We start from the raw sequence: 24,669 nt of genomic DNA on the forward strand, positions 1-24,669 counted from the left end.
GGCGGTCGTCTGACCGGCAAAAGGGGCGGATGCTGCGGCATCCGCCCCTTTTGCGATGACACGGCTATGCCCACGGCGAACACGGTCGGGGGCACGTGGCGGCGTCGGTAGATTCGACACGTCACGAAACTTCGGATCAGGAGCACACATGGCTGACCCCCTCATCGCAACAAGCGTCTTCGACAGACTGCTCAAGGACCGCATCATCTGGCTCGGGTCGGAGGTGCGCGACGAGAACGCGAACGAGATCTGCGCGAAGATCCTCCTGCTCGCCGCCGAGGACTCCGAGAAGGACATCTACCTCTACATCAACTCGCCCGGCGGATCCATCACCGCTGGCATGGCGATCTACGACACGATGCAGTTCGTGCCGAACGACATCGTCACGGTCGGCATCGGCATGGCCGCCTCGATGGGACAGCTGCTGCTGACCGCGGGCACCAAGGGCAAGCGCTACATCACCCCCAACGCCCGGGTGCTGCTTCACCAGCCGCACGGCGGCTTCGGCGGAACAGCCAGCGACATCCAGACGCAGGCGCAGTTGATCCTCGACATGAAGCGCCGACTCGCCGAGATCACCGCGGCGCAGACAGGCAAGTCGGTCGAGCAGATCAACGCCGACGGTGACCGCGACCGGTGGTTCACCGCGCAGGAGGCCCTCGAGTACGGCTTCGTCGACCACATCCGCGAGTCGGCCACCGACGTCGTCGGTGGCGGCGGCACCGAGAACTGATCGACCGAAGGAGAAAGACAACGATGAACACACCCGCCTTCGGCCTTCCCCACGGCGCTGCGATGCCCTCGAGCCGGTACATCCTGCCGCAGTTCGAGGAGCGCACCGCCTACGGCTACAAGCGCCAGGACCCCTACAACAAGCTGTTCGAGGACCGCGTCATCTTCCTCGGCGTACAGGTCGACGACGCGTCGGCGGATGACGTCATGGCCCAGCTGCTCGTGCTCGAGTCGCAGGACCCCGACCGCGACATCATCATGTACATCAACTCGCCCGGCGGATCGTTCACGGCCATGACCGCGATCTACGACACCATGCAGTACGTGTCGCCCCAGATCCAGACGGTCGTGCTCGGTCAGGCCGCCTCGGCGGCGTCGGTGCTGCTCGCGGCCGGTGCGCCCGGCAAGCGTCTGGCGCTTCCGAACGCCCGGATCCTGATCCACCAGCCCGCTGTCGGCGAGGCCGGCCACGGGCAGGCATCCGACATCGAGATCCAGGCCGCCGAGATCCTTCGAATGCGGACCTGGCTCGAGGAGACGATGGCACGCCACACGAACCGTACGCAGGAGCAGGTCAACAAGGACATCGACCGCGACAAGATCCTCTCGGCGCACGAGGCGATGGAGTACGGCATCGTCGACCAGGTGCTGACGTCGCGCAAGCGCACCCCCGCGGCGATCACGTCCTGACACGCGAGCTCACGTCGTATGGCCCCGGCATCGAGCCGGGGCCATACGTGTCATTGCGGCCGTTCGAATCGAACGCCGCGCAAATCCGCGGTGATGTCCGCGGGAGAGGTTAGGCTCGGAGCACCACGCTCTCAGGGGAGCGATGGATTCCGGCATCCAGGAGGGGTACATGGCTCGCATCGGTGAGAGTGCCGACCTGTTCAAGTGCTCGTTCTGCGGAAAGAGTCAGAAGCAGGTCCAGCAGTTGATCGCAGGACCCGGCGTCTACATCTGCGACGAGTGCGTCGAGTTGTGCAACGAGATCATCGAAGAGCGCATGGCCGAGTCGGGCGACGAATCTGTCGCCGAGTTCGATCTTCCGAAGCCGCGCGAGATCTTCTCCTTCCTCGAGGAGTACGTCGTCGGCCAAGACCCGGCAAAACGCGCCCTCTCCGTGGCCGTCTACAACCACTACAAGCGCGTGCGCGCACACTCGACACTCCAGCCGGCCGAACAGCGCGCGGACGACGTCGAGATCGCCAAGAGCAACATTCTCCTGCTGGGCCCCACGGGCTGCGGCAAAACCTATCTCGCTCAGACTCTCGCGAAGCGCCTCAACGTTCCCTTCGCGGTCGCCGATGCGACCGCCTTGACCGAGGCCGGTTATGTCGGCGAAGACGTCGAGAACATCCTCCTCAAGCTGCTGCAAGCGGCCGACTTCGACGTCAAGCGCGCCGAGACCGGCATCATCTACATCGATGAGGTCGACAAGATCGCGCGAAAGGCCGAGAACCCCTCGATCACCCGCGACGTTTCGGGTGAGGGCGTGCAGCAGGCCCTCCTCAAGATCCTCGAGGGCACCGTCGCGTCGGTTCCGCCCCAAGGCGGACGCAAGCACCCGCACCAGGAGTTCATCCAGATCGACACGACGAACGTCCTCTTCATCGTGGCGGGCGCCTTCGCCGGGCTCGAAGAGATCATCTCCTCGAGGGTCGGCAAGCACGGCGTCGGCTTCGGCGCGCCCCTGCAGGAGAAGGACAAGCAGCTCGACCTCTTCCGCGAGGTCGAGCCCGAAGACCTGCACAAATTCGGCCTCATCCCCGAGTTCATCGGCCGTCTTCCCGTCGTCACGTCGGTCGCGCCATTGGACCAGAAAGCGCTCATCGAGATCCTCACCGGTCCGAAGAACGCCTTCGTGAAGCAATATCAGCGGATGTTCGAGCTCGACGGCGTCGAGCTCGAGTTCGAAGACGACGCACTGCGTGCGATCGCCGACCTCGCCGTCGCCCGCAAGACGGGTGCCCGCGGCCTGCGCGCCATCCTCGAAGACGTCCTCGGGCCGATCATGTTCGAGATCCCCTCGGCCGATGACGTCGACAAGGTCATCGTCACCCGGGCTGCCGTCGACGAAGGCGCCGCCCCGACGCTCGTCCTTCGTCAGAAGCGCAAGAGCGCCTGACATCACCGGCGGTCACGCACCGCCGCGGTGGTGTCGGACGTACGGCATAGCATCGCGTCATGCAACGCATCCTCTTCGATACGGCGAGCTCGCTCGACGGTTTCATCGCCGACGCCGGCCACTCGCTTTCCTGGCTCTTCGCGGTCGATGGGGGCGACGAGCCCGACGCGAGACTGGTTCCCGCCGATGCCGGCGTGCTGGTCGAAGGGTCGACGACATACGAATGGCTTCTCGCCGAGTCCGATCTGCTCGCACATCCCGACCGGTGGCAGGAGTTCCACGGCGATCGGCCGACGTTCGTCTTCACCTCGCGCGATCTGCCCCGCCCTGCTGGCGCGGACATCACCTTCGTCTCCGGACCGGTCGCGGATGTCCTCCCGCGCATCCGAGCGGCTGCCGGTGAACACGACATCTGGGTCGTCGGCGGGGGAGACCTGGCGGGGCAGTTCCTCGATGCGAACGCGCTCGATCAGATCGCGGTGTCGTTCGCACCCGTGACGCTCGGTCGCGGATCGCCCCTGCTTCCGCGCCGCGTCGAATCGAACCGGCTCGCGTTGCGATCGGTCGAGCAGGTGGGGGCGTTCGCGCGCCTGGTCTACGACGTCAGGCCCACCGGTGGAGGCAATGCCCCGCTCCCACCGGTGGATCCCGCGTGAATGATGCGATTCAGGCGCTGAGGCCGCGGCGCGCGAGGAGCGGCTCGATGCGGGCGTCACGCCCCCGGAAGTCACGGTATGCCTCGAGCGGGTCCTTCGAGCCTCCGACGCCGAGCAGCCGCTCGCGGAAGCGGTCGCCATTGGCACGGGTCAGTCCGCCGTTCTCTTCGAACCACTCGACGGTGTCGGCATCGAGGACCTCGCTCCAGATGTAGGAGTAGTACCCCGCGCTGTAGCCGCCCGAGAATATGTGGGCGAAGTAGGTCGACGAGTAGCGTGTCGGCACCGCCGGGTCGTCGAGTCCGATGTCGGCCAGCGCCGCGGCTTCGAAGGCGGCGACGTCGGTGACCGCGGCTGCCTCGTCGGCACTGAGCGAGTGCCATGCGAGGTCCAGCCATGCGGCCGCGAGGTACTCGCTGGTGGCGAATCCCTGGTTGAAGGTGCCTGAGGCCTGGAGGCGCGCAACGATCTCCGACGCGAGCGGTTCGCCGGTCTCGACATGCCGTGCGTAGTTGGCGAGCACCTCGGGGTGGTAGATCCACATCTCGTTGACCTGGCTGGGAAACTCGACGAAGTCACGGAAGACGTTGGTCCCGGCGAACGTCGGGTACGTCACCGCGGCGAACAGCCCATGCAGCGCGTGTCCGAACTCGTGGAAGAGAGTCGTGACCGCATCAAGCGTCAGCAGCGTGGGGGTCCCCGGAGCGGGCTGGGGCACGTTGAGGTTGTTGACGACGATCGGTGTCGTACCGCGCAGTTCGGACTGCGACGCGATCGAGTTCATCCAAGCCCCGCCACGCTTGGTGTCGCGGGTGTACAGGTCGAGGATGAACAGGCCGAGGTGCGAACCGTCCTCGTTCGTGACCTCGAAGACACGGACGCCGTCGTGATAAGCGGGCAGGTCATCGCGCTCGCGGAAGGTGATGCCGTAGAGCCGCGTGGCCGCGAAGAAGACCCCCTCGCGCATCACTCGCTCGGCCTCGAACCAGGGGCGGAGCGCCGTCGTGTCGATGTCGAGGGTGCTGGCACGCACGCGCTCCGTCGCATAGGCCCAGTCGGCGGCCCCAACCGTTTCCGCGTCGAGGATCTCCGCGAGCGCGTGCTTCTCACGCTGTGCATTCTGTGCGGCGGGCGCCGCGAGCTTGCGGAGAAGCGATGAAACGGCCTCCGGGCTGCCGGCCGTCTGATCGGAGGTGACGTACGCCGCGTGCGAGGGGAAGCCGAGCAACTCGGCGCGTTCGGCGCGAAGCCTCACGATCTCGAGCAGCACGGGGCGGTTGTCGTGGGGTCCGCTTCTCGAGCCACGCGACCGCGATGCGGCGAGGATGCGCTGGCGGGATCGGGGATTCGTCAGGGACGCAAGTGCGGGGTGCCCTGTGAAGAGCGTCAGCGTGATGACGAAGGCGCCGGGAAGACCTCGATCGTCGGCGGCGCGTGCGGCGGCGGAGAGCTCGCCGTCGCTCAGCCCATCGAGCTCTTCATGCGTCTCGAAGACGACGGCGAGATCGTTGGTGTCGGCGAGAAGATTCTTCTCGAAGGTCGTGGTGAGTACGGAGAGCCGGCGGTTGAGCTCGGTCAGTCGCTGCTTGGCCGGCGCGTCGAGCCCCGCGCCGGCGTGGGTCATCTGCACGAACCTCCGCTCCAGCAGGTAACGCTGTTCGTCTGTCAGCCCCAGGTCGGCACGCGCACCGTACAAGCGTTCGATCCGGGAGTACAGCCGTGAATCGAGCAGGATCGCGTCAGAGTGCGCGGACATCATCGGCGCGAGCCGTTCGTCGACCTCCTGCACCGCCGGCGTCGCGTCGGCGGAGCTGACGGTGTAGAAGGTGCGGGCGACGTGGCCGAGGAACTCGCCGCTCTTCTCCCAGGCCGCCACGGTGTTCTCGAACGTCGGCGGCTCGGCGCTGCCGGCGATGGCGTCGATCTCGGAGCGCTGCTGATCGAACGCCTCTGCGAACGCGGGGAGGTAATCGGAGACGGAGATGTCGCGGTAGTCCGGGAGCCCCCAGGGGAGCGTCGGTGAGGCCAGAAGCGGGTTCGAGGATGCCAGCATCCCCCCAGCCTACGACGATTCGCAAAGAACCTGTTGCAAAGAACTACTTGCAAAGATACCTTTGGATCCATGACCGACAAGCAGGACGAGGCGCCGGGCCGCCGCGACATCCGCACCCTCGATTCCGGAGCGCTTCGGGCGCTCGCTCACCCCGTGCGCGTGCGTCTGTACGACATCCTCAGTCAGCAGGGCCCTCAGACGGCCAGCTCCTTGGCCGCGATGACGGGGGAGTCGTCGGGTTCGACCAGCTACCACCTGCGCGCGCTTGCGAAGCACGACCTCATCCGCGAGATTCCCGAGCGCGGCACCGCGCGAGAGCGCTGGTGGGAGCGTCCCAGCGGAGGTGTCTCATTTCCCGGGCCCGACACGATGCGCACCCCCGCGGGACGCGCGGCGACCCAGGTCGTGATGGGGGAGTTCCTCGATCGCCGCCACGACCAGCTCATGCGTTTCGTCGGAACCACTCTGCGAGACGAGCTCGATCCGTGGGCCGAGAAGGCGTTGATCACCTCGGCCACCGTCTCGCTGACGGTCGAGCAGCTCGGCGAGGTCAATGCCCGGATCCAGCGCGTCATCGACGACGTCGTCGACGAGTACCGCATCGCCCCGGGCGCCGAACCGACCCCGTCCCCGGACCGCCGGATCGTGTCGCTGCGCGCCGAAGCATTCCCGATCACCACCGAGAGCGACTGATCATGAGCGTCATCACCGCCTCCTCGACCCTCACGCCGCCGTCGGCCCGCCCGCTCGGGCGCGACTTCTCGCGGCTGTGGACGGCCGCCGCGTTCAGCAATCTCGCTGACGGTCTCGGACGCACCGCCGTCCCGCTCATCGCGACGACCCTCACGCGCGACCCCTTGCTGATCTCCCTGCTCGGCGCAGCAGCATTCGTCCCCTGGCTGGTCTTCGGCGTCCCGGCAGGCATGATCGTGGATCGTTTCGATCGTCGTCGCGTCATGGCTCTCGCCAACACGGTGCGCGGCCTCGCTGCGGTCGGACTCGCGGTGCTGACGGTCGCCGGCGGTCTCGATGTCACCTGGCTCCTGGTGGGCACCCTCGTCTTCGGGTTCGGTGAGACGCTCTTCGACAACGCGACCAACGCGGTCATCCCGAGTGTCGTCGCCCGCGACCAGCTCGATCGTGCGAACGGTCGGATTCAAGCCGCGCAGATCACGATCGACAGCTTTCTGGCACAGCCGGTCGCCGGGGTCCTCTTCGCCGTGTCTCTCGGACTGCCACTGTGGCTCGGCGCCGCGGGGTACATCGTCCCGATCGCCCTTGCGCTCCTGCTCCCGGTGGCCGCGGCGCGGTCGCGCTCGTCGTCCGTCGTCGGCGGCGACCGGGGCGAGGTCGTCGCCGGCGCTGTTCCGGAGCCCCTGCCCGCAGCGCCCGCCGCACCGGTTCCCGCGCGCGACGCGTTACGGTACCTCTGGCGCCATCGCTTCCTGCGCGCCCTGGTCGTGTTCACCTCGGTCGTCGGATGCGCGTTCGCCTTCGCGCAGGCGCCCACCTTGCTGTACTTCCTCGACGTTCACGGCCTCCCCGAGATCGCCATCGGTTTCGTCACGGCGGGCGTCGGCGTAGGCGCACTCGCGGGCTCGCTCCTCGCGGCGCGCCTGGTGAGCCGGTGCGGGCGTGGCAATGTGATGTGGGGCGCGAACCTGGCCGCCGCGGTGTGCATGGTGGGGGTGGGTTTCGCCCCGAACCTCGTGGTGGCGATCGTGGCTTACGCGGGAATGGCCTTCGCGGTGTCGTTGTGGAACGTACCCTGGGGTGCGCTGCGACAGCAGATCATCCCGCCGGACCTGTTCGGACGCACTCTCGGCATCATCCGGACACTCACGTGGGGCCTCTTCCCGGTGGCCACGGTTCTGGGCGGTCTGGTCGCGTCTCTCGACCTGCGACTGCCCTTCATCACGGCGGGGATCGTGTGTCTCGTCGCGACGACGATCTGCACGCGCCTCATCCGATCCGCGTCCGCACAGGTCTCTCCCGCCGTCTCGGAGTGAGCGACGGGAGAAACCTGCGGCATCAGAACGTGTCGTCGTCGATCTGACCCACCACGGGCTCGCCCGCGGCGTCGAGTGAGACCACGACACCGGTCTCGAGCTCGGCCACGGGGCGTCCCTCGAGCCAGGTCAGAGTCCACTTCGGGCGGGGATCGACGTCGAGCACGCGATCGACCGCGTGGATCTGATCACGGAATGCGGCGGGCAGCGAGGCCGGCGGTTCGTCGCCGCTCGTCCACCGCGTTCCCAAGCGCACGTCAGACCTCCTGCGGCGCGAGCTCGACGCGCTCCACGACCAGGTCGCCGTCGCCCTCGAGGAGATCGAGCTCGGCGATGCGTCCGACCGCCTTCAGGTCGCCCTCGGCGCGACGCAGGCGCTCGATCGTCGCGGCATCCGCGCGGAGCGAGAGAACGGAGACGGGGGTCTTCTGCGAGGCCTTGGCCTCCGTCTTCGCCCGTCGGATGCCGATGAGCGCGGCGCTGGCGGTGGTGAGGACGGCCGGGTCGCCATCGATGCCGCTGGCCTCGGGCCACGAGGCCGTGTGCACGGAGCCCTCCTCGAACCACGACCATGCTTCCTCCGCCGCGAAGGCGAGGACGGGCGCGAGCAGACGCAGAAGCGACGAGAGGGCGAGACGCAACGCCAGTGCCGCCGACGCTTGTCCCTCGTCGGAACGGTCGTAGGCGCGCTCCTTAACGAGCTCGAGGTAGTCGTCGCAGAAGGTCCAGAAGAACGCCTCGGTGATCTCCAGTGCGCGAGCGTGGTCGTAAGCCTCGAACGCGCGAGTGGCGTCGACGATCACCCGGTCGAGCGTGGCCAGCATGGCGGCGTCGAGGTCGTGAGTCACTGCGGCCCCCTCGGGGACCGGGAACGAGAGCACGAACTTCGCGGCGTTGAGCACCTTGATCGCGAGTCGGCGCCCGATCTTGACCTGCGTCGGGTTCTGGGGGTCGAACGCGGCGTCGGAGCCGAGGCGACTCGAAGCGGCCCAGTAACGCACCGCGTCCGTGCCGTGCTGCGCGAGGATGTCGGCGGGGGTGACCACGTTGCCCTTCGACTTCGACATCTTCTTGCGGTCGGGGTCGACGATGAAGCCGGAGATCGCGGCATCCGACCACGGCGCGCGGCCGTCCTCGAGTGCGCTGCGGAGCATCGTGGAGAACAGCCACGTGCGGATGATGTCCTGTCCCTGGGGACGCAGGTCGAAGGGGGCCACGAGCTGCCACAGCTGTTCGTCGCGCTGCCATCCGCCGGCCAGCTGCGGCGTCAGCGACGACGTCGCCCAGGTGTCGAAGATGTCGCGCTCCGCGTCGAAACCGCCCGGCACGCCTCGCTGGTCTGCGGTGTAGCCCGCAGGGACATCGGTGGTCGGGTCGATCGGGAGCTGCGATGGGTCGGGGGTGATGACGCCGTCGTAATCGCGTTCGCCGTTCTCGTCGAGGGCGTACCAGATCGGGATCGGCACACCGAAGAAACGCTGACGCGAGACGAGCCAGTCGCCGGTGAGGCCGTTGGTCCAGTTCTCGTAACGCACCCGCATGAAGTCGGGGTGCCACGACATCTCCTGGCCGAGCGAGATCAGGCGGGAACGCAGCTCTTCATCGCGCGCACCATTTCGCAGGTACCACTGGCGCGTCGAGACGATCTCGAGTGGACGGTCGCCCTTCTCGAAGAACTTCACCGGGTGACTGAAGGGCTTGGACACCTCGAGCAGCTCGCCGGACTCCTGCAGCAGCTCGACGATGCGCTTCTTCGCGCTGAAGACGGTCTTGCCCGCGAGTTCCGCGTAGGCCGCGCGTGCGGAGTCGGTGACGATGACCTCGGGAGCGTCGGCGATGATGCGGCCGTCGTGTCCCAGGATCGTGCGGTTGGGCAGATCCAGCTCACGCCACCAGATGATGTCGGTCACGTCACCGAACGTGCAGATCATCGCGATTCCCGAGCCCTTGTCGGGTTGCGCGAGGTGGTGCGCCAGAACCGGCACCTCGACGTCGAAGAGGGGCGTGCGGACCGTCTTGCCGAAATAGGGCTGGTAGCGCTCGTCATCCGGGTTGGCCACGAGTGCGACGCAAGCCGGCAGCAGCTCGGGTCGCGTCGTCTCGATGTGGATGTCGCCGCTGCCGTCGGTCTTGTGGAACGCGACACGGTGGTACGACGCCTGCTGCTCCCGATCCTCGAGCTCGGCCTGCGCGATGGCAGAGCGGAAGTCGATGTCCCAGAGCGTGGGGGCGAGGGCCTGGTAGGCCTCGCCGCGGTCGAGGTTTCGCAGGAACGCGAGCTGGCTGATGCGGATCGTGTCGTCGGAGATCGTCCGATACGTCTGGGTCCAGTCGACCGAGAGCCCGAGCTGCCGGAAGAGCGACTCGAACTGCTTCTCGTCCTCGATCGTCAGCTTCTCGCAGAGTTCGATGAAGTTTCGCCGGCTGATGGGCACCTGATCGGCGGCACGGCTCGACTTGTTGTCGCCGCCTTCGAACGGCGGTACGAACGACTCGTCGTAGGGGAGGGTCGGGTCGCAGCGCACGCCGTAGTAGTTCTGAACGCGGCGCTCGGTCGGGAGGCCGTTGTCGTCCCAGCCCATCGGGTAGAACACGCTCTTGCCGCGCATGCGCTCGAACCGCACCTTGAGGTCGGTGTGGGTGAACGAGAAGACGTGACCGATGTGCAACGATCCGGATGCCGTGGGGGGCGGCGTGTCGACGGAGAAGACACCGCCACGGCCCGTCTCAGCGGCGCGGGCGCGGTCGAAGAGGTAGGTGCCCTGCTCGGCCCACGCGGCGTCCCACTTCTGCTCGAGGCCTTCCAGAGCGGGCTTCTCGGGAATGTGCGCTGTCATGGGAACTCCTCGACGATATGTGCGGCACTGTGTGAGCGTGCCTGAGTGTGCGTCCTCCGAGTCTACCGGGGGTGGGGCGCCGCGCTGGTGCCCCACCCCCGGCGTCAGAAGGCGGCCTCGATCGTGGCGTTGCCCTCGATCACCTTGCGCACCTCATCGCTCGTGAACGCGTCGATCAACGCCCGAGTCGCCGGAGAGTCCGCCTCCGCCGAGGGGACGACGAGCTGAAGTGCGAAGCGGTCGTCGAGCTCGGTGAGCAGACCGTCGTCCTGCGGCGTGAGGCCGAGCGCGGCGATGTGCGAGGGCCACTGGAACACCAGGTCCGCCTCGTCGTACGCCGTGTTCAGCTGGTTGATCTCCAGCGACAGGAACTGGAGGTTCTTCGGATTCTCCGCCACGTCGTCGAGCGTGGCGGCGTACGGGTCGACGCCGGGGGCGAGGCCGATGATGTCGGCGTCGGCCAGCAGCTTGAGCGCCCGTGCGGTGTTGGACGAGTCGTTCGGGATGGCGACCGTGGCACCGTCGGTGAGCTCGTCGATGTCGCGCAGTGTCTTGGAGTAGAACGCGATGACGAAGTTGTAGACGGGCTGAACGGCCTCGAGCGACGCGCCGTTCTTCTCGTTGAACTCCGTCATGTACGGCTCGTGCTGCGAGAAGTTGGCGTCGATGTCGCCGGCCGCGAGCATGTTGTTGATCGTGACGTAGTCCGACACCGGAACGAGCTCGATCTCGTACCCGTCGGCGATCGCCGCTCCGGCAGCCTCGACGATGTCGGTGGCCGGGGCGGTCACCGCGCCCACGCGCAGTGTCGTGACCGCGGAATCCGCGTCGCCGGGCGAACCGGCGCAGCCGGCCAGGAGCCCGGCAGCCGCCAGGGTGGCGACAGCCGCCGTGGCGATGCGGGTGCGAAGGGTGCGAAGGGGCATGGGTTCTCCTCGTGAGAGCGGATGGATGAGGGTCAACGGTGGTCGAGGCGGACGGACAGCCGGTGACCGATCGATTGGACGATCAGCACGACGGCGAGGATGACCGCGATCGTGAAGTACATCAGTGGGTAGTCGTACTCCTGGTAGCCATAGCGGAGCGCGAAGTCGCCGATGCCGCCACCGCCGACCACTCCGAGCACAGTGGAGTACGACAGCAGGCTGATCGTGGCCGAGGTGAGCGCGTAGACGAGGCCGGGAATGGCCTCCGGCAGGAGGAAGCGCACGATCGTCTGGGGGAGTGTCGCCCCCATCGTGCGGGCGACACGAGGAATGCCGGGGTTGATCTCCCGCAGGATCTGCTCCACCAGTCGTGCGTAGATCGCGACCGCGACGAAGCAGAGGGAGAACGTGGCCGCCGGGGTGCCGAACGTGGTCCCGTAGACGAGCCGGGTCACCGGGATGAGGAACACCACGAGCAGCAGGAACGGGAAGGACCGCACGATATTGATGAAGAGGTTCCCGACCCACCACACGACACGGTTCGGTGCAGTGCCGCCCCGGCGCGTCAGGTACACGAGCATGCCGAGCGGGAGCCCGAGCACCACAGCAGCTGCGAGCGAGACGACGAGCATGTAGCCGGTCTCCCCGAGCGCCTCCAGCAGATCCTCACCCCGGCGCCCGAGCGATTCGCCGAGGCCGGTCACGCGCCCAGCTCCCGCCGCGCCCGATCGAGGTAGGTCTCCTCGGCGAACCCCGCGTCCGGCTCCACCGACAGGATCTCCCGCAGGCGCCCGTCCTCGAAGAGAGCTACGCGGTCGCAGATCCGCCGGACGACGGTGAGATCGTGGGTCACCACGACGACAGTCGTGCCGAATCGGTCACGAGCCTCGCGAAGAAGCGTCAGCACGCCGTCCGTGGTCGTGGCGTCGAGCGATGAGGTCGGCTCGTCGCACAGAAGGATGTCGGGGCGAGCGACGAGGGCTCGGGCGATGCCGACCCGTTGGCGCTGGCCACCGCTGAGCTGCGAGGGATAGGCGTCCTCGCGGCCGGCGAGACCCACGAAGCCGAGCATGTCGTCGACCGCACCGCGTCGCTCGCTCGCCGGTACGCGCCCACGGGGGCCGCGCAGGTCGAGCGCCAGCGCGACGTTCTGGCGAACGGTGCGGTTCGCGAGCAGGTGCACCCCCTGGAACACGACCCCGATGCGCCGACGCAGGCCGCGCAGCGCCGCTCGGCTGAGTTCCGCGGGGTCGTGACCGAGGACCCGCACCGTGCCCGCCGTCGCCCCGACCTCGGCCGTGAGGAGCGACAGGAGGGTGCTCTTGCCCGCGCCGCTCTCACCGATGACTCCGAAGATCTCGCCGGACGTGACAGCGAGATCGATGTCGACGAGCGCACGAGCTCCGCCCGAGTACGTGACGCCGACCCCGCTGAGGGTGATCGGATCGTCGGTCGGTGGCACGCGGCATCCTCTGATAGTTGGACGACGTTCAACTATAGTCGACGAATGGTCATCCGCTACCGCACCTCCGCGCTCAACGACGACGGCGGAACGGGGGTGAGCCGCGTGCCGGACGGCGTTGAGGTCGCCGTCTCCAACCCGTTGCAGCCGGGCCACGACACCCACGCGAGCAATCCGGAGCAGTTGCTGGCATTGGCGTGGTCGACATGTCTGAACGCCACGGCTCAGGCGATCGTCGCCGGCCGCCACCGCACGAAGGTGCGGGTCGAGGTCGCCCTGCGCGATGCCGAGAAGCGCCCGGGCTACGAGTTCGTCGCCACGGCTTTCGTGTCGGGCGAGGGCCTGGACGAGAGCGGAGCTTCGCAACTGGCCGCTGCGGCGCACGACCGGTGCCCCGTGTCGCGGCTCCTCGGGGCCTCGCCGCTGGCCGAAGTGCGAGGCGAGGCCTGGGCGGTGAGCTGATGAGCCGCCGTCAGCGGTCGACGGCGAAGCCGAGATGCGGCATGTCGACGCCGCGGTAGTGCACCATGAACCGGCGGCGCACCGTCATCCCGAGCCGGATGGCGACGTTCATGGATGCGATGTTGGTGTCGCGCACCTTGGCCCAGATCGCCGGTGCGCCGAGTTCGCGGAATCCCCAGTCGCGCGCCGCCGTGGCTGCCTCGGTCGCGTACCCGCGATGCCAGTGCGCCCGCTGGAACAGGTACCCGACCTCGAGCACCTGCTCGTCGCCCACGTACTGGCGTGTGATGCCGCACTGCCCGATCATCCCGGCGCCGGGAAGATCGACGGCCCACAGGCCGAATCCGTCCTCGTCGTATCTCTGGAGGTTGCGTGCGAGCCACTGCGCGCTCTCGTGGTCGTCGAACGGCCCCTCGTAGGCGGTCATCGCGACAGGGTCCGTGAGGATCTCGCGAAGGGGGCCCAGGTCGTCCTCGGTCATCGGACGAAGCACCAGGCGCTCCGTTCGAGCGATCACGGGTGCGAGTCCCCGGCGGAGTCGTCGTCGCGGACGTCCCACCCGAGAGCAACGCCGAACGCGGCGGCGTGCACCTCGATCTGGCGCCGGGATGCGGTGGCGCCGGCAAGCGCCCGGATGTCGGTGAACGCGAGCGCCTCGAGACCGCGGAGATCGAGGTCGGTGCTGGAGAGCGCCCGGGTGTCGAACTCGTCGACCGTGGTGTTCGCGAATCGCACTCGTTCCAGGAGCGCGCCGGGAGCGTCGAGCGTGCCGATGCGGCAATCGATGATCTCCACGTCGCGCAGCGTCGAGGCCGGAACCGAGAGGTAGTCGATCCGGATGCCGCGCAGGATCACGCCGTCGAAGCGAGCCCGCTGCGCGTCGAGTGTGCCGATCCTCCCTCCGATGAGGGTCACGGTGCGCCAGGTGCCGTCGCCGACGCGCAGCTCGGGGGTCGCGAGATCGCGGATGACGACGTCGCTGAGGACCGCGCCGGTGAGATCGAGCCGCTCAGGAGCACCGGGCTCGACGACGCTCTCGCTCAGTCGCGCGTGGGCGCCGTCCACCGAGCCGCCACCGACCGAGACGGAGACCTCGACGAGATCGCCGTGCCGCGACAGGGTGGCGGGCTCGAGATGACGCGGCAGATCGGGGTCGCTCACGCGAGGGGGTGCGGGACGGGTACGCGGACGGGCCATACGATCAGCGTATGCCGACGGTATGATGGGGTCATCAGCACCGATCCGGCCATCACCGGGGAGCTCTCGGAAGAACGGCGGTCATCCGCTCAGTAGAACCGAGCGGGGCAGGCCCGTCACAGCCGCTGGGAGAGTGGCCCTCCGGGGCAAGCGGGGTGGTACCGCGGTCGCACGATCGTCCTCGCAGGAAGTCCGACCCTGCGAGAGAAGCCATGACCTATCCGAAGTCCTCTGCTTTCGGCCCCGCCGCCGACAGCGTCGTGCCGAGCCCCCGCTTTCCCGACCTCGAGCGCGAGGTGCTCGCGTTCTGGCAACGCGACGACACCTTCCGCACCTCGATCACGCAACGCGAGGGCGCACCCGAGTGGGTCTTCTATGATGGCCCGCCCTTCGCCAACGGCCTGCCGCACTACGGGCACCTGCTCACCGGGTACGCGAAGGACGTCTTCCCCCGGTTCCAGACGATGCGCGGCAAGAAGGTCGACCGCGTCTTCGGGTGGGACACCCATGGGCTGCCCGCGGAACTCGAGGCGATGAAGCAGCTCGGGATCACCGAGAAGAGCGAGATCGAGGCGATGGGCATCGCCGCCTTCAACGAGAAGGCGCGCTCGTCGGTGCTCGAGTACACACGCGAGTGGGAGGACTACGTCACCCGGCAGGCGCGCTGGGTCGACTTCGAGCGCGGATACAAGACGCTCGACACGGGCTTCATGGAGTCGGTGCTCTGGGCGTTCAAGGAGCTGTGGGACAAAGACCTCGCCTACGAGGGCTACCGGGTGCTGCCCTACTGCTGGCGCGACGAGACTCCGCTGTCGAATCACGAACTGCGCATGGACGACGACGTCTACAAGATGCGACAGGACCCCTCCGTCACCGTGACCTTCCCCTTCGTCGGCGCGAAGGCCGAGACGCTCGGACTCACCGGCGTCCGTGCCCTCGCCTGGACGACGACGCCATGGACGCTTCCGACCAACTTCGCCCTCGCCGTCGGCCCGGACATCCGCTACGTCGTGCTGCCCGGCGGCCCGGCCGGCGCTGCCGACGTCCACGAGGACCGCGCCGAGGCCGACGCCCATCGCTACCTGCTCGCCGAGGATCTGCTGGGCGGATATGCCAAGGACCTCGGCTACGGCGACGTCGACGAGGCGCGCGCCGCGGTCGAGCGGACCGTCGTCGGCCGCGAGCTCGCCGACGTGCAGTATGACCGGCTCTTCGACTACTACGCCGATGCCGAGACCTGGGGAACGGGGTCGGCGTGGCGCGTGCTGGTCGATGATTACGTCACGACGACCGACGGCACGGGAATCGTCCACCAGGCTCCGGCCTACGGTGAGGACGACCAGCGCGTCACGGCCGCTGCCGGCATCCCGCTGATCATGAGCCTCGACGACGGCGGACGGTTCCTGCCCCAGGTCGCGGATGTCGCGGGCGAGCTGTGGATGGACGCCAACCGACCGCTGATCCGCCTGCTGAAGGCCGAGGGACGTCTGCTTCGCGAAGCGAGCTACGAGCACTCGTACCCGCATTGCTGGCGCTGCCGCAATCCGCTGATCTACAAGGCGGTGTCGAGCTGGTTCGTGCGCGTCACGGCGATCAAGGACCGCCTGCTCGAACTCAACGAGCAGATCACGTGGGCACCCGAGAACGTCAAGCACGGGCAGTTCGGTAAGTGGCTCGAGGGCGCGCGCGACTGGTCGATCAGCCGAAACCGCTTCTGGGGCTCGCCGATCCCGGTCTGGAAGAGCGACGACCCCGAGTACCCGCGAACCGACGTGTACGGCTCGCTCGCCGACATCGAACGCGACTTCGGTCGCCTGCCGCGCAACGAGGCGGGCGAGGTCGACCTGCACCGGCCGTTCATCGATGACCTCACGCGTCCGAACCCCGACGACCCGACCGGCCGCTCGACGATGCGCCGCATCGAGGATGTCTTCGACGTGTGGTTCGACTCCGGGTCGATGCCGTACGCACAGGTGCACTACCCCTTCGAGAACCGGGAGTGGTTCGACGAGCACGCGCCGGCCGACTTCATCGTGGAGTACATCGGGCAGACCCGCGGCTGGTTCTACGTCATGCACGTCCTCTCCGGCGCACTGTTCGACCGACCCGCGTTCTCGGGCGTCGCATGCCACGGCATCGTGCTCGGGAGCGACGGTCAGAAGATGTCGAAGTCGCTGCGGAACTACCCGGACGTGTCCGAGGTCTTCGACCGCGACGGTTCCGACGCGATGCGGTGGTTCCTGATGGGCTCGTCGGTGCTCCGCGGCGGCAACCTCGTGGTCACCGAAGAGGGCATCCGGGCGGGCGTGCGGGAGTTCCTGCTTCCGCTGTGGAACACCTGGTACTTCTTCGCCACCTACGCCAACGCGGCCGGCGGTGAGGGCGGGGCCGGGTACGAGGCGCGGCGTCGGACCGACTCCACGAACGTGCTCGACCGCTACATCCTGGCGCTGACCGGCGACCTGGTGCGCGATGTCGCCGCCGACCTCGAGGCGCTCGACTCCACGATGGCCGCGGCCAAGCTGCGCGACTTCGCCGAAGCGCTCACGAACTGGTACATCCGCCGCTCCCGCGATCGCTTCTGGGTGGGCGTCGTGCCGGGCGACGATGCGTCGACCGAGGCGTTCGACACCCTCTACACGGTGCTCGAGACGCTGACCCGGGTCGCGGCGCCGCTTCTGCCCCTCGTGAGCGAGCGCGTCTGGCAGGGCCTCACCGGCGGCCGGAGCGTCCACCTCGAGGACTGGCCCGACGCAGGGGAGTTCGCCCCGGCTGCCGACATCCGCTCGGCGATGGATGCCGTCCGCGAGGTGTCGTCGGTCGCCAACGCACTGCGGAAGAAGGAGGGGAAGCGGGTGCGGTTGCCCCTTCCTCAGCTCACGGTGGCCATCACCGACGCGGAGGCGCTGGAGCAGTTCTCGGACATCCTCCGCGACGAGCTCAACGTGAAGGATGTCGCTGTGGCCGAGCTTTCGGACGACCTCGCGGCCTCGTATGGCATCAGCCAGCGACTCTCGGTCAATGCGCGCGCGGCCGGGCCGCGACTGGGCAAGCAGGTGCAGCACGTGATCGCCGGCGCGCGCGCGGGCCTGTGGAGCGAGCAGGACGGTGTCGTGACGGTCGACGGGATCGCTCTGGAACCCGGGGAGTACGAGCTGACGCTCGAGGCGGGCGGTGTGGCCGAGGGAACGGCGATCGCACTGTTGTCCGGCGGCGGATTCGTTCTGCTCGACACCACGACCACGCCGCAGCTCGAAGCCGAGGGGCTGGCCCGCGACGTCATCCGGGCCGTGCAGGACACGCGCAAGGCCGCCGGTTTCGAGGTCAGCGACCGCATCCGACTCGGACTCACCTTCGACTCCGACGATGACGCCGCCGCGGTCGCATCGGCGTTCGAGGCCGCTGATGTCGCGGGCGAGACACTGGCTCGCGAATGGGCGGTGCGGTCCCGGTCGCAGACCCTCGCGACATCCGCGGAGCTCGCCGCCGAGGGCAGCGCCGACTTCGAGGCCGTCGTCGCCGCCAAGACCTACGCGAACCAGGCCGGCCTCACCGTGAGCGTCACCCGTCTGACAGGAGAGAACGCATGACCGATCAGGCCCGGGCGGACGCCGTCTATGCAGCGCTGCTGCAGCGTCAGGGGGAGCAGTGGGTGCAGCCGCGCGTCGAACGTACGCGGCGCGTCCTCGAGCTGCTCGATGATCCGCAGCGCACCTATCGCGTCGTCCATGTGACGGGCACGAACGGCAAGACGTCCACCAGCCGCATGATCGAGAGCCTCGTTCGAGCACACGGCTTGCGCACCGGGCTCTTCACCAGCCCGCATCTCGAACGGTTCACCGAGCGGATCCTCATCGACGGCGAGCCGATCGCCGACGCAGCCGTCGCCGACGCATGGGAGGAGATCTCGCCGTTCGTCGATCTGGTGGATTCGGAGCTGGATGCCGCAGGCGACGCACCGCTGACGTTCTTCGAACTGCTCACCGTGCTTGCATTCGTCGCGTTCTCCGACGCGCCGGTCGATGTCGCCGTCATCGAGGTGGGTATGGGCGGGTCGTGGGACTCCACCAACACCGCCGACGGCGACGTCGCGGTCATCGGGCCCATCGCTCTCGACCATGCCGATCGCCTCGGGGAGACGATCGCCGAGATCGCTGCGGTGAAGGCAGGGATCATCAAGCCCGGCGCGGCAGTCGTCTCGGCGGTGCAGACCCCCGAGGCTGCTGCGCAGATCCGCGCGCGCGCGGCGGAGGTCGCCGCGACCGTCGGGTTCGCCGGAGATGACTTCGGCCTGTCGGGGCACAGTCTCGCCGTGGGCGGGCAGCAGATCAGCGTCCGTGGCCGGGCGGGGGAGTACCCGGAGCTCTACCTGCCGCTGTACGGCTCGCACCAGGCGGAGAACGCCGCTCTGGCCGTCGCCGCAGTGGAGGCCCTCATCGGGGCCGAGGACCAGGCGCTGCACGCGGAGGTGGTGGCGGATGGCCTCGGCGCGGTGACGTCTCCCGGTCGGCTGCAACTCCTCGGCATCAGCCCCACCGTCCTCGTCGACAGTGCCCACAACCCGCACGGGGCCGCCGCCCTCGCCGCGGCGCTGCGCGAATCGTTCGACTTCGATGAGTGGGGCGTCGTGCTGGGTGTGCTGGGCGACAAAGACGCCTCCGGGATCGTCGACGCCCTCGCGCCGGTCGCGACGCACGTGTTCGCGACCGCACCGGACTCGGAGCGCGCTTCGGAGCCGACCCTCGTCGCCGACCTGGCGGAGGATCGCGGACTCGGTGTGACCGAGCACCGGGACCTGGTCGAGGCGGCCGAGGCCGCACGCGAGTGGGCTGCGGCCGCGGAGCGTCGCGCGGTCGTCATCGCGGGTTCCGTCGTGCTCGCCGGAGAGGCGATCGCCCTCGCCGGCGCGGAGGACTGGAAGTCGGGATGGCAGGCGTGAGCCGGGCGCGCGAGCGCCGTCGTCGCGGGGCCGCCGAGTCCCTCGGGTCGGTCGTGCTCGGCTTCGAGTCGATCGTCGTCTTCCTCGGCGGGCTCACGGTCTACGGACTGGGCGTTCTCCCCGACGGCATCCCGGACTGGTGGGGGGTCGTCGCTGGAGCTGTGCTCGCCGTCGTGATGATCCTCACGTCCGGGGTGCTCCGGCACCGGTGGGGCATCGTGCTGGGCTGGGCGCTCCAGGTCATCCTGGCTCTCGGCGTGTTCCTCGTGCCCGCGCTGGGAATCGTGGCGCTGGTTTTCGGGGGCATGTACGCATATGCGACGATCAAGGGGGCTGCTCTCGACCGGCGGAACGCCGCCCGCGCAGCCGACGAATCGAACGGAGACTGACATGCCCACCGAAGAGACCCTCGTCCTCGTCAAGCCCGACGGTGTGGCCCGCGGCCTCACCGGCGCGATCCTGGCCCGTATCGAGGCGAAAGGCTACGCGCTCGTCGACATCCGTCTCGTCGAGGCTGATCGCGAGCTGCTCGAGAAGCACTACGCCGAGCACGCCGGCAAGCCGTTCTACGAGCCGCTGCTCGAGTTCATGCAGAGCGGGCCCTCCGTCGCGATCCGCCTGGCAGGAAACCGCGTCATCGAAGGCTTCCGCTCGCTCGCCGGGACCACCGATCCCACGACCGCCGCCCCGGGAACGATCCGCGGCGACTTCGGCCGCGACTGGGGGCTCGCGGTCCAGCAGAACCTGGTCCACGGCTCTGACAGCCCCGAGTCCGCCGCCCGTGAGCTGCAGATCTGGTTCGGCTGACCTTCCCCGCGACATTCCGCCCGCGACTCGACGTCATGACGTCGGCTCGCGGGCGTCGTGGTTTCAGAGGAAACCGATCCAGTCGAGGCGGATCTGCGCGACGACGGCGATCGCGACATAGCTGAGCACGGCCAGCAACGGGACCCAGCCGGAAAGACTCGCCGCCACGGCGCGCCCCCGTCGCGGGAGCGGCACGACGCCCGACCGCAGGACATGCAGGGTCACCGCGTAGAAGCTCGGGATCGTCACGAACCAGGTGACCATGCACCACGGGCAGAGGGTGCCGAGCACGAAGATGCTCTGCGAGATGAGCCAGATCACGAACCCGAAGGCGAACGCCATCCCTGCCCAGAAGAGCAGCCAGAACCACCGTGAGAAGCGGGCTCCGGCGAGGATGGCCGCGCCGACGACGACGGGCGCGACCCAGCCGGTCAGCCCGAGCAGAGGATTGGGGAAACCGAAGACCGAGCCCTGCGGGGAGGTCAGGTTGGCGCCGCACTGGACCACCAGGTTGAAATCGCAGGATGCCGTCGCCGTCGCGTCCTCGAGAAGATGCAGGCGCTCGGTGGTCAGAGCGAACGCGGCGATCCAGCCGATGACGCCCGCGATCATCAGCCAGACGGCGAGAGCGACGGGGCGGGCGTGGCTGCGAGGAGCGGACATGACGGCGATTATCCCATCGCACTCGATGACCCGGCCGTGAGGCTCGGAGCCCGCGTCCCACGAAGCGACGCGCGTAGTGCGATAATGGATGTCGATGCACGCACGCAGCCGCGCTGCGACAGTGCTTCACGAGAGACTTCGGGCAATGGCTGCCCACGCAGGCCGTGCCGAGAGCCGGCTGCACACCGAGTGAGTTCGCGGCTCGTCCTTCCGGGAGCGACGCCGCCAGAGATGTGCCGGGTGGCGCGCGGTGCCGCCCGAAGAGGAGTACGCCAGTGATGGCCGACGATCGCAACGACAATCCGACCCCCGCTGAGTCCGCAAGCGCGGTAGACGCCGCCGCAGCCGAACTGGCTGACGCAGTGGCGTCGATCGACGCCACCGAGGAACACATCGACAGTGGGCGGGCCGCAGAGGACGCCGCAGCCGAGCCTGCTGCGGGCGAGAGCGACGGCGCCGAGGCGACCGACGCTCCCGCGGTACCGGATGAGCCCGCCGCGGCCGGCGAGTCTGCACCGGCCGCGGAGCCCGCACCGGCTGAGGATCAGACGGTTTACGAATCTCCTGCGCCCGCTGCGGAGCCTGAGCCCGGCGACGAGCCCGCCCCCGGCGACGCGGGCCCGCCGACCGCGGTGTCGCTCGGCCTCCTTCCCGCGGAGTTCGTGTCGGCGGTCTCGACCGCGCTGCACTTCTACGCGCCCGAGCTCCCGCCGCTCCCCGCGCTGCCGGACGACGGCGACGATGACGAAACCGCATCTTCGTCGGGGCCGGGCAGCTCTCGTCGTCGCGGCCGTCGCCGCGGCGGATCCAACGGCGACGACGGCAACGACCCGGCTCCGCGGCAGCGTGCGGTCGAGCTCATCACGGAGCCGCAGCGGATCAAGGGCTCGACCCGGCTCGAGGCGAAGAAGCAGCGCCGGCGCGACGGCCGTGAAGCAGGCCGTCGTCGCACCGTGGTCACCGAGGCCGAGTTCCTCGCACGCCGCGAGGCGGTAGACCGCGTCATGGTCGTCCGCTCGAAGAACGGTCGTATCCAGATCGCCGTGCTCGAGGACAACGTTCTGGTCGAGCACTACGTCGCCCGCAACCAGGACGCGTCGCTGATCGGCAACGTCTACCTGGGGCGGGTGCAGAACGTGCTTCCGAGCATGGAAGCCGCCTTCGTCGACATCGGTCGTGGTCGAAACGCCGTGCTGTACTCCGGCGAGGTCGACTGGGATGCCGTCGAGACGGGCAATCAGCCGCGCCGCATCGAGCTCGCACTCAAGTCCGGTGATCGCGTCCTCGTGCAGGTGACGAAGGACCCCGTGGGACACAAGGGCGCCCGGCTCACCAGCCAGATCTCGCTGCCCGGCCGCTACCTCGTGTACGTCCCCGGCGGCGCCATGAACGGCATCTCGCGAAAGCTCCCCGACACCGAGCGGGCGCGGCTCAAGCGCATCCTGAAGGAGGTCCTCCCCGAGTCGTCGGGCGTGATCGTGCGCACTGCCGCTGAGGGCGCGACGGAGGACCAGCTCACGCGGGACGTGCAGCGACTCACCTCGCAGTGGGAGCACATCAGCTCGCAGCTCGAGAAGATCCAGGCACCCGCACTGCTGCACTCCGAGCCCGATCTGCTCGTGAAGATCGTGCGAGACGTCTTCAACGAGGACTTCTCGCGGATGCTCATCCAGGGTGACGAGGCGTACGCGACCATCACGTCGTACCTGACGGGAGTCGCTCCTGACCTTCTCGAGCGCGTCGAGAAGTACGAGGACGAGCAGGACCCATTCGACGCGTTCCGTGTGACGGAGCAGATCGAGAAGGCTCTCGACCGCAAGGTCTGGCTGCCGTCGGGCGGTTCGCTCGTGATCGACCGCACCGAAGCCATGACCGTGGTCGACGTGAACACCGGCAAGTTCGTCGGATCGGGCGGCAACCTCGAGGAGACCGTCACCAAGAACAACCTGGAGGCAGCCGAGGAGATCGTCCGGCAGCTGCGCCTGCGCGACATCGGCGGCATCATCGTCGTGGACTTCATCGACATGGTGCTCGAGTCGAACCGTGACCTCGTGCTGCGGCGCCTCATCGAGTGCCTCAGCCGTGACCGCACGAAGCACCAGGTGGCGGAGGTCACCTCCCTCGGCCTCGTGCAGATGACCCGCAAGAAGCTCGGACTCGGCCTCCTGGAGACCTTCAGCGAAGCCTGCGACGTGTGCGCGGGACGCGGCGTTATCGTCCACCACGACCCGGTCGTCAAGCACCGCGGCGCGGGCTCGCAGAACGGCAACGGCAACGGCAACGGGTCGGCACGCCGCAACGGTCGGGGCGGTGGCGGTGCTACGGCGCCGGCTCCGGCCACCGGAGGCACGCACGTGATCACCGAGGGTGCGAAGTCCGCTCTCGCGCAGATCGCCGCTTCGACGATTCAGCCCACCGCCGCGGAGGAGGACGCCGAGCTCGTCGCAGTGGCGGTGGAGCCCGAGGCCGCGCCCGTCGAGCGACCGAAGAAGCCGCGTCGCAAGAAGTCCGAGCCCAAGGCGCCGCGCACCGAGAAGGACCTGCTGCTCGACTCGGTGCTCAACGCGCTCCCCGAGCCCAAGGCCCCGGGCCAAGGGCGTGGACGGCGTCGAGTCACGACGGCCGCCCTCAGCGGCACCCCCGTCTCGGCGTCGCCGACCACCGAGGACTGACGCCGTCATCGACGTGAACGCCGCGGGACCGATTCAGATCCCGCGGCGTTCGCGCGCTGTCACGCGAAGCCCGGACGCGATGAGCCGCCGCACGAGCTCGTGGCCCGACACATGCTGTGCGCCGCCGGCTACGAGACGGTCGAACGCCGAATCGGGCACGTCGTAATGGTCGAGGTCGAATGCTCGAGCCGGGAGATCGTGGCGCTGTGCGAAGGCGTGAAGCTCGTCGATGTCCGAGTCGCTGACGAGGTGAGACCAGAGGCGGCCGTGCGCCGGCCACCGCGGATCGTCGATCAGAATCGCCATGCTCTGATCCTACGAAGCGGATGCCGCCGGGCCCCGCGCCGCGACACACCCGGCGGTCCTTTTGCCGGATCTGCCGGTATCCGGTAAAGTGGACCCTTGGTGCAGCGAGTCCGTCGACGTCCCGTCACGATAGCGGCTCAGCCACAGGATCATCTGGGGCACGCGCACCAAGACTTTCCAGTCTCGCAAAGACAATCGGAGCCGTGCGCTCCACAGAAGAAACAGGTGTGAAGTGGTTTACGCAGTTGTGCGCGCCGGCGGCCGTCAGGAAAAGGTCGAGGTCGGCACGATCGTCGTCCTCGACCGTCAGGCGGCTCAGATCGGTGACAAGCTCGAGCTTCCCGCTGTTCTCCTCGTCGACGGCGACGCCGTGACCACCGACGCTGACAAGCTCGCGAAGGTCACGGTCACCGCCGAGGTTCTCGGTGAAGAGCGCGGCCCGAAGATCGTGATCCAGAAGTTCAAGAACAAGACCGGCTACAAGAAGCGCCAGGGCCACCGTCAGGACCTCACGCGCGTCAAGATCACCGGCATCAAGTAAGCCAGGGAGACGCAGAGATGGCACACAAAAAGGGCGCAAGCTCCACCCGTAACGGTCGTGACTCCAACGCACAGCGCCTCGGCGTGAAGCGCTTCGGCGGCCAGGCCGTCAGCGCCGGCGAGATCCTCGTCCGCCAGCGCGGCACCCACTTCCACCCCGGCGCCAACGTCGGCCGTGGCGGCGACGACACCCTGTTCGCGCTCGCGGCCGGCGCCGTCGAGTTCGGTACGAAGGGTGGCCGCAAGGTCGTCAACATCGTGGCGGCCGCCGAGTAATTCG

24 protein-coding genes are annotated in these 24,669 nt (G+C 68.3%); 14 read left to right on the forward strand and 10 right to left on the reverse strand.

Going from position 1 to position 24,669, the window contains the following annotated elements; genetic code table 11:
* The first annotated feature begins 148 nt into the window (after positions 1-148).
* From QUC20_RS08015 to QUC20_RS08030, 4 genes are all read left to right on the forward strand, one after another.
* Complete coding sequence (locus QUC20_RS08015) at positions 149-733, forward strand: ATP-dependent Clp protease proteolytic subunit (RefSeq protein ID WP_023950833.1); 585 nt, start codon at positions 149-151, stop codon at positions 731-733.
* 23 nt (positions 734-756) lie between these two features.
* On the forward strand, positions 757-1,422 hold the full coding sequence (locus QUC20_RS08020) for an ATP-dependent Clp protease proteolytic subunit (RefSeq protein WP_023950830.1): 666 nt from the start codon (positions 757-759) through the stop codon (positions 1,420-1,422).
* Positions 1,423-1,591: 169 nt separating this feature from the next.
* On the forward strand, positions 1,592-2,860 hold the full coding sequence (gene clpX, locus QUC20_RS08025; RefSeq protein ID WP_120262640.1) for an ATP-dependent Clp protease ATP-binding subunit ClpX: 1,269 nt from the start codon (positions 1,592-1,594) through the stop codon (positions 2,858-2,860).
* A 59-nt stretch (positions 2,861-2,919) separates the two neighbouring features.
* Positions 2,920-3,516, forward strand: coding sequence for a dihydrofolate reductase family protein (locus QUC20_RS08030; protein ID WP_289331452.1), 597 nt, complete (start codon positions 2,920-2,922; stop codon positions 3,514-3,516).
* Between the two features lie 10 nt (positions 3,517-3,526).
* Here the strand turns inward: QUC20_RS08030 and QUC20_RS08035 are convergent, their stop codons facing one another.
* The gene (locus QUC20_RS08035; protein WP_289331453.1) at positions 3,527-5,569 is read right to left on the reverse strand and encodes a M3 family metallopeptidase; all 2,043 of its coding nucleotides are present in this window, start codon (positions 5,567-5,569) and stop codon (positions 3,527-3,529) included.
* A gap of 69 nt (positions 5,570-5,638) precedes the next feature.
* Here QUC20_RS08035 and QUC20_RS08040 point away from each other — a divergent pair, with 69 nt between their 5' ends.
* A complete protein-coding gene (locus QUC20_RS08040) occupies positions 5,639-6,262 on the forward strand; it encodes a winged helix-turn-helix domain-containing protein (RefSeq protein ID WP_289331454.1) in 624 nt (207 codons plus the stop codon).
* Positions 6,263-6,264: 2 nt separating this feature from the next.
* A complete protein-coding gene (locus QUC20_RS08045; RefSeq protein WP_289331455.1) occupies positions 6,265-7,578 on the forward strand; it encodes an MFS transporter in 1,314 nt (437 codons plus the stop codon).
* Between the two features lie 22 nt (positions 7,579-7,600).
* Here the strand turns inward: QUC20_RS08045 and QUC20_RS08050 are convergent, their stop codons facing one another.
* The 5 genes from QUC20_RS08050 to QUC20_RS08070 all read right to left on the reverse strand — a co-directional run bounded on the left by QUC20_RS08050 (position 7,601) and on the right by QUC20_RS08070 (position 12,803).
* Positions 7,601-7,834, reverse strand: a complete 234-nt coding sequence (locus QUC20_RS08050; RefSeq protein WP_120262635.1) for a hypothetical protein — start codon at positions 7,832-7,834, stop codon at positions 7,601-7,603.
* Position 7,835: 1 nt separating this feature from the next.
* Positions 7,836-10,415, reverse strand: coding sequence for a valine--tRNA ligase (valS, locus tag QUC20_RS08055; RefSeq protein ID WP_289331456.1), 2,580 nt, complete (start codon positions 10,413-10,415; stop codon positions 7,836-7,838).
* Positions 10,416-10,519: 104 nt separating this feature from the next.
* A complete protein-coding gene (locus QUC20_RS08060; RefSeq protein WP_289329541.1) occupies positions 10,520-11,341 on the reverse strand; it encodes a MetQ/NlpA family ABC transporter substrate-binding protein in 822 nt (273 codons plus the stop codon).
* A gap of 32 nt (positions 11,342-11,373) precedes the next feature.
* Complete coding sequence (locus tag QUC20_RS08065; protein ID WP_259455169.1) at positions 11,374-12,045, reverse strand: methionine ABC transporter permease; 672 nt, start codon at positions 12,043-12,045, stop codon at positions 11,374-11,376.
* Positions 12,042-12,803 (reverse strand): ATP-binding cassette domain-containing protein, encoded by a 762-nt coding sequence (locus QUC20_RS08070; RefSeq protein ID WP_289329542.1) that lies wholly within the window; start codon positions 12,801-12,803, stop codon positions 12,042-12,044. Before QUC20_RS08070 ends, QUC20_RS08065 begins: the two co-directional genes overlap by 4 nt.
* Before the next feature lie 45 nt (positions 12,804-12,848).
* On the opposite strand from QUC20_RS08070, the gene QUC20_RS08075 reads away from it, so the two are divergent.
* Positions 12,849-13,265, forward strand: a complete 417-nt coding sequence (locus tag QUC20_RS08075) for an OsmC family protein (RefSeq protein ID WP_289329543.1) — start codon at positions 12,849-12,851, stop codon at positions 13,263-13,265.
* Between the two features lie 10 nt (positions 13,266-13,275).
* Here the strand turns inward: QUC20_RS08075 and QUC20_RS08080 are convergent, their stop codons facing one another.
* Together QUC20_RS08080 and QUC20_RS08085 are read right to left on the reverse strand one after the other, a co-directional pair.
* Positions 13,276-13,746, reverse strand: coding sequence for a GNAT family N-acetyltransferase (locus QUC20_RS08080; RefSeq protein ID WP_289329544.1), 471 nt, complete (start codon positions 13,744-13,746; stop codon positions 13,276-13,278).
* A gap of 32 nt (positions 13,747-13,778) precedes the next feature.
* Positions 13,779-14,462, reverse strand: coding sequence for a hypothetical protein (locus QUC20_RS08085; protein ID WP_120264303.1), 684 nt, complete (start codon positions 14,460-14,462; stop codon positions 13,779-13,781).
* 212 nt (positions 14,463-14,674) lie between these two features.
* Between QUC20_RS08085 and ileS the strand changes: the two genes are divergently transcribed.
* The 4 genes from ileS to ndk are packed head-to-tail and all read left to right on the forward strand — an operon-like array spanning position 14,675 to position 20,208.
* A complete protein-coding gene (ileS, locus tag QUC20_RS08090; RefSeq protein WP_289329545.1) occupies positions 14,675-18,052 on the forward strand; it encodes an isoleucine--tRNA ligase in 3,378 nt (1,125 codons plus the stop codon).
* On the forward strand, positions 18,049-19,401 hold the full coding sequence (locus QUC20_RS08095; protein WP_120262628.1) for a bifunctional folylpolyglutamate synthase/dihydrofolate synthase: 1,353 nt from the start codon (positions 18,049-18,051) through the stop codon (positions 19,399-19,401). Before ileS ends, QUC20_RS08095 begins: the two co-directional genes overlap by 4 nt.
* Positions 19,389-19,790, forward strand: coding sequence for a DUF4233 domain-containing protein (locus QUC20_RS08100; protein WP_120262627.1), 402 nt, complete (start codon positions 19,389-19,391; stop codon positions 19,788-19,790). Before QUC20_RS08095 ends, QUC20_RS08100 begins: the two co-directional genes overlap by 13 nt.
* Position 19,791: 1 nt before the next feature.
* Complete coding sequence (gene ndk / locus QUC20_RS08105) at positions 19,792-20,208, forward strand: nucleoside-diphosphate kinase (RefSeq protein ID WP_289329546.1); 417 nt, start codon at positions 19,792-19,794, stop codon at positions 20,206-20,208.
* A 63-nt stretch (positions 20,209-20,271) separates the two neighbouring features.
* Here the strand turns inward: ndk and QUC20_RS08110 are convergent, their stop codons facing one another.
* Positions 20,272-20,871 (reverse strand): vitamin K epoxide reductase family protein, encoded by a 600-nt coding sequence (locus QUC20_RS08110; RefSeq protein WP_289329547.1) that lies wholly within the window; start codon positions 20,869-20,871, stop codon positions 20,272-20,274.
* A gap of 278 nt (positions 20,872-21,149) precedes the next feature.
* Between QUC20_RS08110 and QUC20_RS08115 the strand changes: the two genes are divergently transcribed.
* Complete coding sequence (locus tag QUC20_RS08115) at positions 21,150-23,543, forward strand: Rne/Rng family ribonuclease (protein ID WP_289331493.1); 2,394 nt, start codon at positions 21,150-21,152, stop codon at positions 23,541-23,543.
* Between the two features lie 33 nt (positions 23,544-23,576).
* Here QUC20_RS08115 and QUC20_RS08120 read toward each other — a convergent pair whose 3' ends face one another.
* Entirely contained in the window at positions 23,577-23,849 is a 273-nt protein-coding gene (locus QUC20_RS08120) for a DUF4031 domain-containing protein (RefSeq protein WP_120262623.1), read from the reverse strand.
* A 232-nt stretch (positions 23,850-24,081) separates the two neighbouring features.
* Between QUC20_RS08120 and rplU the strand changes: the two genes are divergently transcribed.
* Complete coding sequence (rplU, locus tag QUC20_RS08125) at positions 24,082-24,390, forward strand: 50S ribosomal protein L21 (protein ID WP_023950787.1); 309 nt, start codon at positions 24,082-24,084, stop codon at positions 24,388-24,390.
* 17 nt (positions 24,391-24,407) lie between these two features.
* Positions 24,408-24,665 carry a 50S ribosomal protein L27 gene (gene rpmA, locus QUC20_RS08130; RefSeq protein WP_005053492.1) on the forward strand — a complete coding sequence of 86 codons (258 nt, stop codon included), beginning with the start codon at positions 24,408-24,410 and terminating at the stop codon, positions 24,663-24,665.
* Positions 24,666-24,669: the final 4 nt, after the last annotated feature.

Source organism: Microbacterium arborescens (genome assembly GCF_030369635.1).
Classification (GTDB): Bacteria; Actinomycetota; Actinomycetes; order Actinomycetales; family Microbacteriaceae; genus Microbacterium.

What these genes read in the sequence shown, in the direction of transcription:
- QUC20_RS08020 (WP_023950830.1), top strand. Translation starts at nt 757, where the DNA reads ATGAACACACCCGCCTTCGGCCTTCCCCACGGCGCTGCGATGCCCTCG.
- QUC20_RS08085 (WP_120264303.1), bottom strand. Translation starts at nt 14,462, where the DNA reads ATGGCCCGTCCGCGTACCCGTCCCGCACCCCCTCGCGTGAGCGACCCC.
- ndk (WP_289329546.1), top strand. Translation starts at nt 19,792, where the DNA reads ATGCCCACCGAAGAGACCCTCGTCCTCGTCAAGCCCGACGGTGTGGCC.
- valS (WP_289331456.1), bottom strand. Translation starts at nt 10,415, where the DNA reads ATGACAGCGCACATTCCCGAGAAGCCCGCTCTGGAAGGCCTCGAGCAG.
- QUC20_RS08120 (WP_120262623.1), bottom strand. Translation starts at nt 23,849, where the DNA reads ATGGCGATTCTGATCGACGATCCGCGGTGGCCGGCGCACGGCCGCCTC.
- QUC20_RS08115 (WP_289331493.1), top strand. Translation starts at nt 21,150, where the DNA reads ATGGCCGACGATCGCAACGACAATCCGACCCCCGCTGAGTCCGCAAGC.
- QUC20_RS08045 (WP_289331455.1), top strand. Translation starts at nt 6,265, where the DNA reads ATGAGCGTCATCACCGCCTCCTCGACCCTCACGCCGCCGTCGGCCCGC.
- QUC20_RS08030 (WP_289331452.1), top strand. Translation starts at nt 2,920, where the DNA reads ATGCAACGCATCCTCTTCGATACGGCGAGCTCGCTCGACGGTTTCATC.
- QUC20_RS08040 (WP_289331454.1), top strand. Translation starts at nt 5,639, where the DNA reads ATGACCGACAAGCAGGACGAGGCGCCGGGCCGCCGCGACATCCGCACC.
- QUC20_RS08100 (WP_120262627.1), top strand. Translation starts at nt 19,389, where the DNA reads ATGGCAGGCGTGAGCCGGGCGCGCGAGCGCCGTCGTCGCGGGGCCGCC.
- ileS (WP_289329545.1), top strand. Translation starts at nt 14,675, where the DNA reads ATGACCTATCCGAAGTCCTCTGCTTTCGGCCCCGCCGCCGACAGCGTC.
- QUC20_RS08110 (WP_289329547.1), bottom strand. Translation starts at nt 20,871, where the DNA reads ATGTCCGCTCCTCGCAGCCACGCCCGCCCCGTCGCTCTCGCCGTCTGG.
- rpmA (WP_005053492.1), top strand. Translation starts at nt 24,408, where the DNA reads ATGGCACACAAAAAGGGCGCAAGCTCCACCCGTAACGGTCGTGACTCC.
- QUC20_RS08095 (WP_120262628.1), top strand. Translation starts at nt 18,049, where the DNA reads ATGACCGATCAGGCCCGGGCGGACGCCGTCTATGCAGCGCTGCTGCAG.
- QUC20_RS08060 (WP_289329541.1), bottom strand. Translation starts at nt 11,341, where the DNA reads ATGCCCCTTCGCACCCTTCGCACCCGCATCGCCACGGCGGCTGTCGCC.
- QUC20_RS08015 (WP_023950833.1), top strand. Translation starts at nt 149, where the DNA reads ATGGCTGACCCCCTCATCGCAACAAGCGTCTTCGACAGACTGCTCAAG.
- QUC20_RS08035 (WP_289331453.1), bottom strand. Translation starts at nt 5,569, where the DNA reads ATGCTGGCATCCTCGAACCCGCTTCTGGCCTCACCGACGCTCCCCTGG.
- QUC20_RS08080 (WP_289329544.1), bottom strand. Translation starts at nt 13,746, where the DNA reads ATGACCGAGGACGACCTGGGCCCCCTTCGCGAGATCCTCACGGACCCT.
- clpX (WP_120262640.1), top strand. Translation starts at nt 1,592, where the DNA reads ATGGCTCGCATCGGTGAGAGTGCCGACCTGTTCAAGTGCTCGTTCTGC.
- QUC20_RS08075 (WP_289329543.1), top strand. Translation starts at nt 12,849, where the DNA reads ATGGTCATCCGCTACCGCACCTCCGCGCTCAACGACGACGGCGGAACG.